Source organism: Patiriisocius marinistellae, from assembly GCF_009014635.1.
Lineage (GTDB): Bacteria > Bacteroidota > Bacteroidia > Flavobacteriales > Flavobacteriaceae > Patiriisocius > Patiriisocius marinistellae.
The window spans coordinates 145,053-159,538 of record NZ_BKCF01000005.1 but is presented as its reverse complement, the minus strand read 5'-3'; the positions used below and the strand labels follow the sequence as shown (position 1 = coordinate 159,538).

Below are 14,486 nucleotides of genomic sequence, written 5' to 3'. Positions count from 1 at the left end.
CTTAGTTAAAAACATTAGGGTTAAATGTTAATCAGAATTTTGATTACTATTTAACCTTTATTTTTGCAACTTACTTAACGTTATGGATACACAAAAAAACTATAAAAATACTATTATTATAGGCGCAGGTCCCATAGGCATTGCTTGTGCCCTTGCTTGCAAAAAAAACAATATTGATTATGTAGTATTAGAAAAAGGAGCTTTAACAAACTCTATATTTAATTATCCACTAAACATGAATTTCTTTTCGACTTCTGAAAAGTTAGAGCTAAACGAAATCCCCTTTATAAGCAAAAACCCAAAACCTGACAGAAACGAAGCATTAGAATATTACAGACGAGTAGCCACATCAAATAAGCTCAATATCAACTTATTTGAAACAGTAGCAACCATAAAAAAAAATAAAGAAACCTTCACAGTTACAACAGACAAAAATACCTATAACTCAAGCCACGTTATCATTGCCACAGGATTTTACGATATCCCAGAACTACTCAATGTCCCTGGCGAAAATTTGCCTAATGTAGCGCATTACTATAAAGAAGCCCACCCATATATTATGCAAAAAGTTGCTGTCGTGGGTGCTAGTAATAGTGCCGTTGATGCAGCACTAGAAATTTACAGAAAGGGTGGTGATGTGACAATGATTATACGGGGGAAAAACATAGGCGAACGTGTAAAATACTGGGTACGTCCAGATATAATTAATCGCATTGAGGAAGGTAGTATCAAGGCTTTTTTCTCTTCGGAAATTTTAAATATTGAATTACATAAAATCACCATTAAAACTCCCCAAGGAAATAAAACAATTGAAAATGACGCAGTAGTTGCATTAACAGGATACAGACCTAATTTTGAATTTCTAAAAGCTTCAGGAATTAACATTTCAGAAGAAAAAAATATTCCAGAATATAACCCCGAAACTATGGAAAGTAATGTTAAAGGTCTCTATCTAGCTGGTGTTATTTGTGGTGGAAATGAAACTCACAAATGGTTTATTGAAAACTCTAGAGTACACGCAAAAATGATTATAAACGATTTGAAAAAATCTAAAATTTAGGAAATCTTAGAGTAAATTAATAGCATTAATATCCTGCTACACGCATATTTAAAGACGTTTGTACTAAATCATACACTTTTGGAAATGTTTTTTTTAGCTCTGTTGGTGACTCCATAAAATACTCAGCTAAGACTGCCATAAATTCGTACTGATTTGTGAAAGCATAATCTCTAAAAAACCTTGTTTCATCAAGTAACTTTTTAAGCTCTTTATCATTAAGCCTTTTTAAAATTTCGTTGAATTGTTTTAAAAACCTTGAAGCATCAATATCGTTTGATACTTTAGCTTCAATATGCATTGCGTGCATAAATTCATGAATTCCTAAATTTAAATTATCATCTTCAATTGCATAACCAGCTTCAAAATCTTTCCATGAAAAAACAAGTGTTTTTTCTTTAGGGTTAAACTCTCCTTTGTGAAAAGCCTCATTTGAGTTACTGTAAAATTGGTTAGGGAAAATTAATATTGTGTTAATGAGTGAATAGGTATAATTTTTCCTACCAAAACTAAGCATCACCCCTACTGCGGCGATTAATATTTTCATTTTTTCGGTCACTTGTAACTCTTCTCTACCTACAAATTGTTTTTCTGTAATAAATGTTGCTACTCTGTGTTGAAATTGTTTTTGTTGTTTGATTGTTAATTTTCCGTAGAAAGAAAAATGAGTTTTTAAAATCTCTACCTGCGAAGGTGTCAGCTTTCTAAAAACAAATAGATTAGTATAAAGAGGTTTATCCTTAGTATCTGCATACCAATTTTCAAAAATGCGGAAAAAGAAAAAAGCAAAACCTATAAGTAAAATTGATAATGCATATGGTGCTGCCCACTCAAAATTACTAGTATCTATTTGTAGTACCATAAATAAAAAAAGCACAAAATGTGTTTAAATAAAACGGCATTTTATGCTTTATAGTATTAAATTATTAGTGCATTTAATTTCTATTCAAAATACTTAAAATGTACCAAAACAATAACATTAGCGATGCAAAAAGTCCAAGAGCTGCACCTACATATTGATCTTCATTATATTTATGCACCATATTTGATGTTTGATATAAAATAGACCCAGAAGCTAGTGCTATCATTCCTACACTAAACCAAAGACCTAAATTAAAACCAAACAATGTTCCAGCTACTATTAACCCAATTGCTATAAAAAACCCAATTGTTAATATAGAACTTAAAAATGAAAAATTTTTTTTAGTTAATAAAACAATTGCTGAGAGTCCTGTAAACAAAGACAACGTCATAATAGCTGCTTGACTTAATATATGAAATCCACCTTCACCAGCAGCATACATAGCCATGAAAATTAAAGGGATAAATATAAATGCTTCAGCGATTACATAGATTAAAAGGGCTAAATACTGTTTAGTAGTATCATGATTTTCAACTGCCATTTTCTCAGCATAGTTAGTTACTAGCATAAAGCCTCCTAACATTAATAGCCATGTCCAACCTTGCGTTAATGAGATCGCAAAATTAACTAAAGGTTCAATTTGAAAAAACACCATCTCTACAAGTACAAATAGCAATACTGCTAATGCCAAGTGTGTATAGGTTTTTCTATAAAAGGCAGCTCTTTTTTCTGATGTTAAATCTTGAATAAAAAGCTGTGATTGAGGTTGTTGCATTTCTTCCATAAATAAAAAATTGTATTATATTTTCTGAAATTAAATGTAATTAAATACTCTGCTATTTCATGCTACTAAGTATTTAATATTTGTTAAAATTACATGTGTCTAAATGCAAAATGAAACACAAGGGCTTCCACCATTTAAATTTCCGAAGCATTTAATAGTTATTATTTTTTACTACTATCTCCTTTAAAATGCTGAGTATTACTTTTAAATAATACATTAAAAGTTGTTAAACTTCCATAACAGCGAGTTATATATTGTTGTAAGTCAACCTTATCTTGATCATCCAGTGTTTTGCTACTATTTATTTTTTGTTCCATTACGCGGAGTCTATCACGCAACATTACTATTTTATGGAAAAAGGTGTTAATAGGTATTTCTTTGTTTGATAGACTTACATCTTTAGGCTGTAATATCATTGTACCACCTTTATACTTATCTGCCAAAGGCACAACCTCACTCACATCACTCCATTTTTTTAAAATTTCTCGTAACGAATTTTCTACTTCATAAAAACTCACGGTATCTACATCATCATCTGCAGCTTCTATTACTTCAAAATTAGCATCAACATCAATTGTTTCTAGACCATTGTCAATAAAAGTTACCCAGTATTGCGTGGGTGAAACGTTTGTCACAACTCCTTTACCGTGGTCTGGATGATTAATTCTTGAGCCTATTCCTAATATTTTTTTCATTGTTTTTATCAAATTATTTACTTTATTCTATGAACTCAAAGTACGAATTTTTATTATTTCTGCAGAAATTATAATGAATAAATATTAACTTGTAAAAAACAAAAAACCTAACTTAATAAACTAACCTGCTCAACTAGTTATTAAAAATACTTTATCGCTTGACGCGGGAAATAACTTATGAGAAAAATTGCAGTCCAGTCCCTTCCACTTTTAGAAGTAATTACAGATATATCACAAGCTCTTAGCATCTCGTATCAAGAAAATTGTGGTGAATATCATCTAGACTTACCACCAGACGTGGGAGAGGGTTATATTAAAGGAATCAACTTTGATGGAGGTTTTGGTATTATTATGTACAAATGTAATTTTAAGGAAGATGTAGAATTTCACTTTGTTGTGGATGATGTGCATCCATTAAAATTTTTATACTGCTTAGTGGGCGAATTACATCACAGATTTCAAGACGGAAAAGAAAATAACTCTATCGAACAGTATCAAAGCTCCATTGTTGCAAGTAAAAATAGAAATGGTCATATTTTACACTTTAAAGCAAACACAGATATTGAAATAGGAAGTTTAGAGATTGATCGAGAAAAGTTTAAAATTAAGATGGACTGCGAGCTTAAAAATCTAACTACAGAATTAAAAGATTTATTTAGGGATAAAGATGCATCAAAACAATTTTACCACAATGGATATTTTAGCCTACAGATAGCAGATTTATTTAGAAATACTGAAAGTTTTGAAAATAACGATTTTATTAGGCGTATATATCTAGAAGGAAAAGCATATCAAATACTAACCCACCAGATTATTCAATTTCATGATGATTTACAAGACTCTGGTAGCAGGACTGTGCTTAGACAATCTGAAATTCATCAAATAAATAAAGCTACAAGAATTATAGAAGAGGAAATAAACAATCTTGACAACATTGAAAAAATTGCCGAACGTGTAGGCCTTAATATTAATAAATTACAACAAGGCTTTAGGCATATGCATAGCGGAACTGTGAATGAATACATTCAAAATACGCGCTTAGATTTAGCTAAAAAACTTTTAAATAAAACTGATTATAATATTTCAGAAATCGTAGAAAAGATTGGACTTTCAAGTAAAAGCTATTTCTCTAAAGTATTTAAAGAACGCTATGGAATTTCTCCATCAGATTTTAGAAAAAAGAACTCAAGAGAATAAAAAAGCTTCACTCAAAAAATTGAGTGAAGCTGCTAACAACCAATGAAACAATGCTATTAGCTAGGCTAAAAAAATGCATTGTTACCAGAATTATAAAATTCAATTGCTCAGAAAGAATTTTATGATGTGAAAGTACTTCAAATTCAATGTTTCATGTAGCGCAATACGCACAATGATTAACTCTAATAGATTAAATGTATTAAAATTTTAAGTTTACTATAACGCTAATTAACATTTTAAATAGTGGCAATAAAATATATTTGTGTAACTAAAACACCTAACAACAATTTTAACGTATGCAATTAAAAAACAGCGTATTAAAGACAACATTGTCGTTGCTAATCTTTAATTTTCTAATACCGTTTTTATCACAAGCACAAGATATTCCTACCTCTTATCTTAAGGAGAAAATATCTTTTTATAAAGCAAATGATCGTGGTCCATATAAATCAATTAATTGGTTTTGTAATAATGGTGAAGTACGAGAAGCTAGAGACCCTTGTCCTGAGAACAAAGACGATGCTAGACAACATGCTGCATACAGAGATGACACTAAGGAAATTGCAAAAAAATATTCAATTTATCTAGGTGAAATTTTATCAAATACAGATCGCACTGCATTCTGGGATGAAGAAAATAATAACAGTAGGTTAAAACAATACCAAATCAATAAATACTTAGGTAGTATTGATGATGGATGGATACAAAGAAAGTCGCAGTTTTATCGAGGCGCCGTACAAAGTGAAGATGAACAATCATGGGGTGTTGAATTTTTTCAGAAATTTTTACCTCGTGACACACGCGTTATTAATGAATACTTTTTATTACGCCAATCGCTAAGAGATATTCCACATGATGGAGATAGCAATTTAGCACAGGATATGCGCAGCCAATCCAAAACTGTTGCGGACGATTTTCCTAAATTTATGGATGCCAGAATTAAAATTCATGGGAAACCTACTATTGAAGACATTGAAATGGTACGAAATTTTCAAATTAAGTTTGAAAATGATTTAAAGCCAAAAACAAAAGAAGAGTTAACAAACCTTCAGAAAACAATGGCAGAATTTTATGCGCCTTTAGATTTGACAACATTGCGCAAACAAGTTCAAAATATCTCAAAGAATAATGCTACTCGCATAAGGTTACTTGAATTTCTAGACACCTATAATGACACAGACAAGCCAGAATTATTAGTGCCGCAATTAGCAGATATACTTTGTGTAATTCGTACAGAAATAACTGATGCCTCTTCGGGTAATGATAGATTATTATTACTAGATCTCTCGAATGCAGTTGAAGATGTATTATTAAAGAAAAGTCAAGAATGGCAACCAGATGACGTACTAGGATTACTTGAAAAAATAAGACACCTTAGCCTAGCCGCCGCAGGGACAGGATTGATTGAATTGTGGGAATGGGAAAAAGTAAAACCCCAACTCGAAGTGCATTTAGGCAACGCAGATGTAACTCTAGAACAACTAAACGATTTTTTAAATACATCAAGGGGTATCGTTGAATGGAGTGCTTCAATGGTAAAAGCAAACTACAGTGATGTTGTAGAATTATATAGCTCTTTTGAACCCATGGCATATGGTTTTATTGATGATAGAATTAGATCTTCAGTAGCTTTGGATTTAGGTGAAAGTGTAAGCAGATTAGGGGCAATTATTGCAAAGAAATCAAACCTTTCAAATAATGTATTAAACATTAAATCTCAAAGCAGTATTCGTGGACTTAATCCTGGTTATGCCTTTGGTGAACTTGTAGTGATTGAAGAAAGTCCAGAAAATGTTCCAATTGATACAGATAAAATTTACATATTCCAAAAGCCACCTAGCGACCTTAAACCCGTCGCTGGAATTATGACAGTTAGCGAAGGAAATTTAGTATCCCATGTGCAATTACTTGCTCGTAATTTAGGGATACCAAACGCTGCACTCTCTGGAGATAATTTAAAAGCGCTGTCAAAATACAATGGCAAGAAGGTGTTTTATGCGGTTTCAGAAAAAGGAAATGTTATCATCAAAGAAGAAGATGATATGAGTGGCACTGAAAAAGATTTGTTTAGTAAAAAAGAACGCAGTCAAGAAAAGATTGCTGTGCCCGTTGAGCAGATACGATTAGACGTTCAAAATGTATTAAATATGCGAGATGTTGACGCAAGTGATTCAGGTAAACTTTGTGGTCCTAAAGCAGCAAACCTTGGGCAATTAAAAAAAATGTTTCCTGAAAACGTGGTTGAAGGTTTAATTATTCCTTTTGGTATCTTTAGAAAGCACATGGATCAAACTATGCCACAAGAAGGAGTATCCTACTGGCAATACCTCAACACTACATTTGCAGATGCAGATAAAATGCGCGCCTCTAATTTGTCGGAAAAAGAAGTTGAAAATTTTCAATTACTACGTTTAGAAAAATTAAAAGTTGCCATTGAAAAAATGCAGCTTGACGCTAGTTTCGTTTCAGAATTGAAGAAAGGTTTTAGAGATGCTTTTGGCAATAGTATAGGTAATGTTCCTGTCTTTTTACGAAGTGATACTAACATGGAAGATTTAAAAGAATTTACTGGTGCTGGTTTAAACTTAACATTGTTTAATATTCTTAGTGAAGAAAACATTACACAAGGAATTAAAAAAGTGTGGGCTTCTCCTTATACTGAAAGGAGTTTTAAATGGAGACAAAAATATTTAAACAATCCTGAAAACGTGTTCCCATCTATTTTAATTATTCCAAGTGTTGATGTTGAATATAGTGGCGTTATGATTACGAAAGGTATTAATAGCGGTAATGACGATGACCTTACCGTAGCATTTAGTAGAGGTGCTGGAGGTGCTGTTGACGGCCAAAGTGCAGAAACAAGACTTATTACAAAATCTTCAAATTTTCTATTAGCTCCAGCACGTGAAGATGGTTATTTAAGGCTACCTAAAACAGGAGGCACAACTAAGAATACAACCACATTTGAAAAAGAGATTTTGAATGAGAATAACATAAATGACATCAGAAGAATAGCCGAAGAAATTCGAGTGAAGATACCGCAAGAAACTGGAAGTGAATATGAGGGGGCTTGGGATGTAGAACTTGGATTTGAAAATAATAAATTATGGCTCTTTCAAATTCGTCCTTTTGTAGAAAATAAGCGTGCAAAAAGTTCAGAATATTTAACATCAATAACCCCTAAGGTAGACTATAATCAATTGGTTTGGGTTATGGAAAAGATATAATAGACACTTAAAAATTAATTAAAAAGTCACCCACCTATGTGGGCAATAAACATGAAAAAAATAGCATTTATAGCATTAGGTTTTGCCATAGTGGCGTCATTTGGTTTTTACCCAATTGATGGGTATGAACGCTCAAGGATTGAAAGACTTCTTTATATTCAAGATCAAATTGATAGTGGGGCGAAGTATACCCGTATTGAGGCTGGAGCTTATGCATCAATCGATGATATTAAGCTAAATTTGAAAGATATTAGTAATACATCAATTGATGATTTACTAAATGAGGATCCAGAATTTTCAAAAAAAATAGCGCGGATTACGCCTGGCGGAGCTTACTCACTAGCTGTAATGGATATAACAGATCCAAACAATATTAGGTACGCATCACATAGAGAGGATGTAGGATATCAACCTGGAAGTGTGGGGAAAATTGCGGTACTCAATGCAGTTTTCCATGAAATGTCAAAAATATATCCAGATGACTTTGAAGCGCGTATTGGGTTATTATGCAACAAAAGAGTGTCTTCTGGAATATGGGGATTAGGAGACCACCACACAATACCAATTTACAATAAGGAAAAGAAAACGCAATTAAAAAGACAAGTGATTGCAAGTGATGAGTTTACACTTTTTGAATGGTTAGACCATATGGTAAGTGTTAGTAACAATGGCGCCGCAAGTGTAATGTATAGAGAAGCAATGTTAATGAGCGCATTTGGCAAAGAATACCCTAGATTAACCGAAGAAGAAGCGACAAAATATTTTGAAGATACAAATAGAGATTCATTAACTGTATATGCAAACAGAGTTGTTAATGATCCATTGAGGGATATAGGAATTACAGAGGATGACTGGAGACTTGGAGGCTTTTTTACAGACACACCAGGAAAATACGTAGGACGTATGGGCGGGAGTATTGGTACTCCAAAAGGTTTAATGAAATACTTAGTACAATTAGAACAAGGGAAGGTTGTTGATGAAGCTTCAAGCCTTGAAATGAAACGCTTACTTTATATTACTGACAGAAGAATTAGATATGCGCAATCTAATCGCTTAGATAGTGCTAGAGTATATTTTAAGTCAGGTAGTTTTTATAGTTGTGATAAAACAAAACCTACACCATGTGGTGATTATGCTGGAAATAGATTTAATTATATGAATTCTGTAATTACAGTAGAACACCCTAATGGTAAAAATTATATTGTCTGTTTAATGACAAATGTTTTGAGTAAAAATAGTGCTGGAGCGCACATGTATTTAGCTTCGGCAATTGATAAAGTTGTTACTGAAGAGTAAGTGCTTTTTTGTTTGCTCTAATTCCATCAAGTGCGTACTTTGCAAAGAGTCGCACTTTTTTGTTTCTATGCTTTAACAATGGCATTATTAGTTTGATGTACCTCATTTCAGAAGTATGCATCATTACATTGAGTACTGCTAGCTTCATTTTTGAGCCTCTGTTTTTTAACAACAATGGTAGTGCACGTGTTTCTAGCATTGGCTTTACTTCAAAAGAGGATATATGATATGTGTCACTATCTATAATATGATATTCAATCATAGGCAGCATGGTGCTCTTAAGTTTTGATTTTAATAAATTATCCAAAAACTCAATAGCGTTTATTTTTACTTCTTTCTCCTCGCTTTTGAGACCGAAATATGCAGTCTGAATATCTGAGTGATCATATTTTAAACTTAACAATTTGAAAACACACTCTAAACTTTGCTCCAATTGAAGTTCCAATACATCAATTAAACTCTCGCGCGCTACCAGCAAATCCACTTGTAGGTCGTCTGTTGTTTCTGTTTCAATAGCGGCAGCTTTTGAAGCTGCTGCTTTTAAACTAGCAAGGGTATTAATGGAGTTTTTATAGTAAGTGCTTTCACGGAGGATAATTTTTGTGAGCGACCTTTGATCCAAAGAAGCCTGAGGAAATTTACTCTTTATTTTATTTAATGATTTTGCAGCTTCTAGCCTAATTACAAAGTCTTTACTTTTTAAAAGTCGCATTAAAACTTTGATGGCATTTCGGTTTTTAAACGACTCAATAACACCAGGAATATGCCTTCGCACGTCATCATTTAAATATTGACTAGTATCCATTTCTAGTATTGTTTTTGAAATGGTCTCTCCGTAGTTTTTTAAAGCCTTTTTAGCTCTTAGATTGTATTTTTTTATTGCTAAAAATGCAATAAGTGGCTCTATAAAAGGTGCATGATTGGTTACACCCGCTGCTTTAATTGCATGTTTTACAATATAGTTTGACTTGTTATTAAAGTTTGCAGAAATAAATGAGTAAAATTTTAATTCTTTTGCATAAGCGACTGTCATCATTAACTCTGCTACTTCTTGTTTTCTAATCACATCACCAGCTTCAATAAAAGTGCTAATTTTTTTCTCAATACGTTCATGCAATTTAAATTTTGTAGCCAGCTTATCATTTTCTGAGGCGGCTTTAGCTAAACACAGTAAAGCAGCATTTGCTATATATGTAGAAGAACTTTCTAAATATGTTTCATACAATTTTATGTCATCAATATTTGTATGGGTGATTAAGTATTCAATTGCTTTAAACACAAGTTCATCATCCTTTTCTTTGATTAATTTTTTTATTTTCTCTGCCGCAGTTCCTTTTCTAAAGTCATACAATCTCTCAATTGCGGCAACCTTTATTTTATGAGTTGGATGATCTAAAAGATTAATTATATGCGGCTCAAATGCACTAAATTTTACATCACGTAATCTTTCAAGTAATGCTAAAATTTGTGATTCATTCCCATTCTTAAGGATTTTTATGTTTTCTGAAATACTAGATTTTTGAAACTTGTGCTGTTGTAATTCATTAGTATCAAGCGAGCGATGAATGTTAGTTCTAAATGACTCAAAATAAGCTTCACGCAGTTTATACACCAATACCATCCACACAAAAAGCACTAAAAGAATAATCACTGTAATATAGCTAGTACTTAACTCTAATCTTTTAATAACAAAAATAAGTAAAAGACCCGCAAACCCTGTCGCTATACTATCTACAACAACATCAATAAATGACTTAGCTTCATTTTTAACATGCGAAGGTATGGGTAAAATTGAAAGTTCAATCCCTGCCTTATTTATGGATTGTTTAAAACTACCATCCATTCCTTTAATAATAACTAATACCCAGAGCTCTGGAAATGTTAAAAACAACAAACAACCTAAAGCAATCCCTAAGGGTAAAATTAATAAGTTACTTGTAACACCCAACCATGCAAGTAATCGATTAGTTAAAAACAGCTGTATTAATAATGCTATGACATTAAATGACGAAAACCAAAATCCAAAAAATGACGCCAACTCATCACTATCTGGTATTGCCCTATTTGCAAAATCACTAAATTGAAAATCAACTAATTTTGCCATAACCACCCCTACCCCTACAATTGCAGCGAGATACGTTAAATGCTTAGAGCGAATAATTAATTTATAAGCTGGAGTAAACTCAGTTTCTTTTGTTTTTCGTTGATTGATAATGTAAGTGCTCAATTTACGTATCCGCATTTTCCAAGCTGTATTTAGAATAGGAATACAAAAAAGTATCAACAATGCTGCAATTAGTATTACTACACGATTTCCGAAGAGCGGTGCTATAATTGAAGTTATATATCCTCCAAAGATTCCACCAGCAATTGCTCCTGCTCCTATAAAACCAAAAAGTCGTTTTGCTTCTCTAGCATTAAAAACCATATTTGCTATTATCCAAAATTGAGATGTAACGAGTACCGCAAAAAGAGAAACACTTAAATAATAACTGTATAAAATAAAGTCATTACTTAGACTGTAATACATTAAGAAACTCAAAAGCATAAAACTGGCACTAAAAAAAAGAAGGGTGCTCGTTGTTATTTTTTTTAGAGAATATTTTTTTACTGCTCTGTTATAAAAGTAAGAAGTAACTACAGCAATTAACGCCACTAAAAGATATGCATATGGCAGGTGATCTGCGCCTAATTTTGATAAAAATAGTGCATTGATGGTAGGCTTTACCATTAATAAAACGGTGATAAGCAGAAAAATATATAACTGCATAAAAAAAGAGATGCGGATTTCCCCATCTCTTATATCAAACGTTTTCTTAAAAAGGTTTTTTAACATTATAAAACGACACTAGGTTGTTTTATAAAGAACGTGATTTTTTCATAACTTTTTCTAAAGGAATTACTAAATCTCTAATTATTTGTTCACCATAATCATTATCAATTAAAGCAACCATAATATACTTTCTTTCTGGACCCCATACAAGAACAGAATCTGCATGGTAGTTTTTCCAAGAGCCAGATTTTCTATATAATTTTGCATTAGGAGCTATTCTATCTAACGTATTTACAAATTTATGGTGTAATGCTGGATCTTTCATAATTCCTAGCATTTCTACTGAGCGCTCTTCGCTTATTAAATTTCCCATTGCAAGTTGATAATAAAAACTACAAACTTGACGTGCTGTTGCAGCATGACTTAAACCTTTCATAGGTTCTGGATATCGTCTTCCTCCTGCTGCATAACGTTTACCTACCCATAAACCACCACCTACTTCTTCATCATATAGTTTATGCTTAGGCATTCTTAAAACTTCTTCAATTTTTTCATAACCCACGCGATCAATCATACGCGTTGTAGCTTGATTATTAGATTTACTAATCATCAAACTCATATCTTTTCTTATTTCTTTTGAGTCAATTAATTCGCCCTTATCAATTGCATCCATTGAAGCTAACAATACTGCAATTTTGGGCAAGCTGGCTGCATACATCATATTATCATCATTAATCCCAGCGTATTGAATATTATTCAAATCTGACAAATCAACAATACCAACGGCCATTTTTTGATTTTGGAGCAATGTCTTCCATGCCTTGTTTTTGAAAAGTTCATTTTCAAGCATAATTGTTAATGTAGGATCATCTAATTCTGCAATTGGATTCACATCACATTCGTCACCTAAAGGCAACTCTTGAGAGAATACATTCAATGTTAGAGAAAAAACAAAACCTAAAGCAAATAAAAATTTAAAATTGTATTTCATTTAATTAATATAAGGTTTTAAATTATTGGAGTCAATTTTATACTCATAAAAGAGAACAAATGTATGTTAAAAAACACACCCAAACTACTGTTTTATAAATAATTAAGCCAATTTTAGTTAATATTTTGTTATAGTATTAAAAAGTAAAAACTTACAATGTAATTACTATTGTTCTTTATAACGCAACTATGTAAATTTAGTATATTCGCGTTATCATAAAAATATACTAAAATGAGTTTATCTTCTAAAATTATGGAGGCTATGAAAATAGCAATGAAAGCAAAAGACAGTCAAGCTTTACAAGCGCTTCGGTCTGTCAAAAGTGCAATATTATTAGCTCAAACAGAAAGTGGAGCAAAAGAAGAATTGAATGAAGATGCTGAAATGAGGATTTTACAAAAACTCGTTAAACAACGTAAAGATAGTGCTGCAATTTTCAGTGAGCAAGGGAGGGAAGATTTAGCTGCCCCAGAAATTGCCGAAGCTGCAGTAATTGAAAGATTTTTACCTGCACAACTTAGTGAAGAAGAAGTAGCAAAATTAGTAGACGAAGCTATTACTCAAACTGGTGCATCCTCTATGGCAGATATGGGCAAAGTTATGGGAATAGTTAACGGCAAAGCAGCAGGTCGAGCAGATGGAAAAACCATTAGTACTATTGTTAAAGCTAGGTTAGCAAATTAAATTTTTATATAATATAAATTTAAAAAATCCGTCTTTTAACGGAAAACAAGGCCTCGTGGCGCAACTGAATAGCGCATCAGATTTCGGCTCTGAGGGTTGGGGGTTTGAATCCCTTCGAGGTCACAAATATGTTGAAGAATAGAGAATGAAATTGAGCTTGCTCAAAATTTTATTCTCTATTTGCAATTTATAATAATAGTATTGCTTTGAATAAAAAAGATTGATTAAGACATTTTCAACTTAACTAATTATTGTAATTAATCTTCATTTTAATTAACTTGCATAAAACTCTACAAATGAAAACTACCACCCTTACTTTTTTAATATTTGCACTTTTAATATGTATGGGATGTTCAACAAGTAAAACAATCCCCTCTCAATGGGTTTCTGCAGATTTTAAAAACCAAAAAATTGATCGTTTATTAGTTTATGCAAATACTGAGGACACTAATCTTCAAGTAGAATTTGAAAATAAAGTTGCACTTTCACTCACAAAGCAAGGACTCTCTCCTCTAAAAATGCATGTTATATTTCCTGAAATTTCATACAAAGAAAATCGAACTCAAGAAGAAATAAATCAGTTTGCTTTAGAATGTAAAAACAAAAATATTAATAAGGTTTTACTAGCATCAAGAAAGTCTATGATCGTAGATACAGTTAACACAAAATCGCTGCACAACTATTTTAATACATTAGAACCATTAAAGTTAGGAAAAACAGATGTGAATAGTCTTGTATATGATAAAAAGGAAATTATTACTTATACTTTAGAAGCAGCAGTATATGATATAGGCACTACCTCTGAGGACAAACCAATAGCAACTTCCACTTTAAAAGCCATAAACCCCAAATCTCTTGATAAATTAAAAGAAGAATTCTTAGATGCCATTGTATTATTATTTAAAAACAAGTAATTAGTC

At 32.1% G+C, this 14,486-nt stretch carries 11 protein-coding genes and 1 tRNA gene; 7 read left to right on the top strand and 5 right to left on the bottom strand.

Annotated elements, in window-relative coordinates:
• Positions 1-82 precede the first annotated feature (82 nt).
• Complete coding sequence (locus GB234_RS12605; RefSeq protein ID WP_151894934.1) at positions 83-1,060, top strand: YpdA family putative bacillithiol disulfide reductase; 978 nt, start codon at positions 83-85, stop codon at positions 1,058-1,060.
• A gap of 25 nt (positions 1,061-1,085) precedes the next feature.
• Here GB234_RS12605 and GB234_RS12600 read toward each other — a convergent pair whose 3' ends face one another.
• The 3 genes from GB234_RS12600 to GB234_RS12590 all read right to left on the bottom strand — a co-directional run bounded on the left by GB234_RS12600 (position 1,086) and on the right by GB234_RS12590 (position 3,398).
• Positions 1,086-1,934 (bottom strand): zinc-dependent peptidase, encoded by an 849-nt coding sequence (locus tag GB234_RS12600; RefSeq protein ID WP_151894933.1) that lies wholly within the window; start codon positions 1,932-1,934, stop codon positions 1,086-1,088.
• A gap of 58 nt (positions 1,935-1,992) precedes the next feature.
• Positions 1,993-2,694 carry a Bax inhibitor-1/YccA family protein gene (locus GB234_RS12595; RefSeq protein WP_151895077.1) on the bottom strand — a complete coding sequence of 234 codons (702 nt, stop codon included), beginning with the start codon at positions 2,692-2,694 and terminating at the stop codon, positions 1,993-1,995.
• A 170-nt stretch (positions 2,695-2,864) separates the two neighbouring features.
• Positions 2,865-3,398 (bottom strand): DUF8685 domain-containing protein, encoded by a 534-nt coding sequence (locus GB234_RS12590; RefSeq protein ID WP_151894932.1) that lies wholly within the window; start codon positions 3,396-3,398, stop codon positions 2,865-2,867.
• Between the two features lie 177 nt (positions 3,399-3,575).
• Between GB234_RS12590 and GB234_RS12585 the strand changes: the two genes are divergently transcribed.
• The 3 genes from GB234_RS12585 to GB234_RS12575 all read left to right on the top strand — a co-directional run bounded on the left by GB234_RS12585 (position 3,576) and on the right by GB234_RS12575 (position 9,118).
• Positions 3,576-4,595, top strand: a complete 1,020-nt coding sequence (locus GB234_RS12585; RefSeq protein WP_151894931.1) for a helix-turn-helix domain-containing protein — start codon at positions 3,576-3,578, stop codon at positions 4,593-4,595.
• A 296-nt stretch (positions 4,596-4,891) separates the two neighbouring features.
• Entirely contained in the window at positions 4,892-7,822 is a 2,931-nt protein-coding gene (locus GB234_RS12580; RefSeq protein ID WP_151894930.1) for a PEP/pyruvate-binding domain-containing protein, read from the top strand.
• A gap of 51 nt (positions 7,823-7,873) precedes the next feature.
• Positions 7,874-9,118 (top strand): serine hydrolase, encoded by a 1,245-nt coding sequence (locus GB234_RS12575; protein WP_151894929.1) that lies wholly within the window; start codon positions 7,874-7,876, stop codon positions 9,116-9,118.
• Here GB234_RS12575 and GB234_RS12570 read toward each other — a convergent pair.
• A complete protein-coding gene (locus GB234_RS12570) occupies positions 9,105-11,888 on the bottom strand; it encodes an Npt1/Npt2 family nucleotide transporter (RefSeq protein ID WP_235906132.1) in 2,784 nt (927 codons plus the stop codon). The genes GB234_RS12575 and GB234_RS12570 overlap by 14 nt on opposite strands.
• Before the next feature lie 88 nt (positions 11,889-11,976).
• Positions 11,977-12,882 carry a serine hydrolase gene (locus GB234_RS12565; protein WP_151894927.1) on the bottom strand — a complete coding sequence of 302 codons (906 nt, stop codon included), beginning with the start codon at positions 12,880-12,882 and terminating at the stop codon, positions 11,977-11,979.
• A gap of 231 nt (positions 12,883-13,113) precedes the next feature.
• Between GB234_RS12565 and GB234_RS12560 the strand changes: the two genes are divergently transcribed.
• The 3 genes from GB234_RS12560 (at position 13,114) to GB234_RS12550 (ending at position 14,480) form a co-directional block, all read left to right on the top strand.
• Complete coding sequence (locus tag GB234_RS12560; RefSeq protein WP_151894926.1) at positions 13,114-13,566, top strand: GatB/YqeY domain-containing protein; 453 nt, start codon at positions 13,114-13,116, stop codon at positions 13,564-13,566.
• A 49-nt stretch (positions 13,567-13,615) separates the two neighbouring features.
• A tRNA-Arg gene (locus GB234_RS12555) sits at positions 13,616-13,689 on the top strand.
• Positions 13,690-13,862: 173 nt separating this feature from the next.
• Positions 13,863-14,480 carry a hypothetical protein gene (locus GB234_RS12550; protein WP_151894925.1) on the top strand — a complete coding sequence of 206 codons (618 nt, stop codon included), beginning with the start codon at positions 13,863-13,865 and terminating at the stop codon, positions 14,478-14,480.
• The last annotated feature ends 6 nt before the right edge of the window (positions 14,481-14,486 follow it).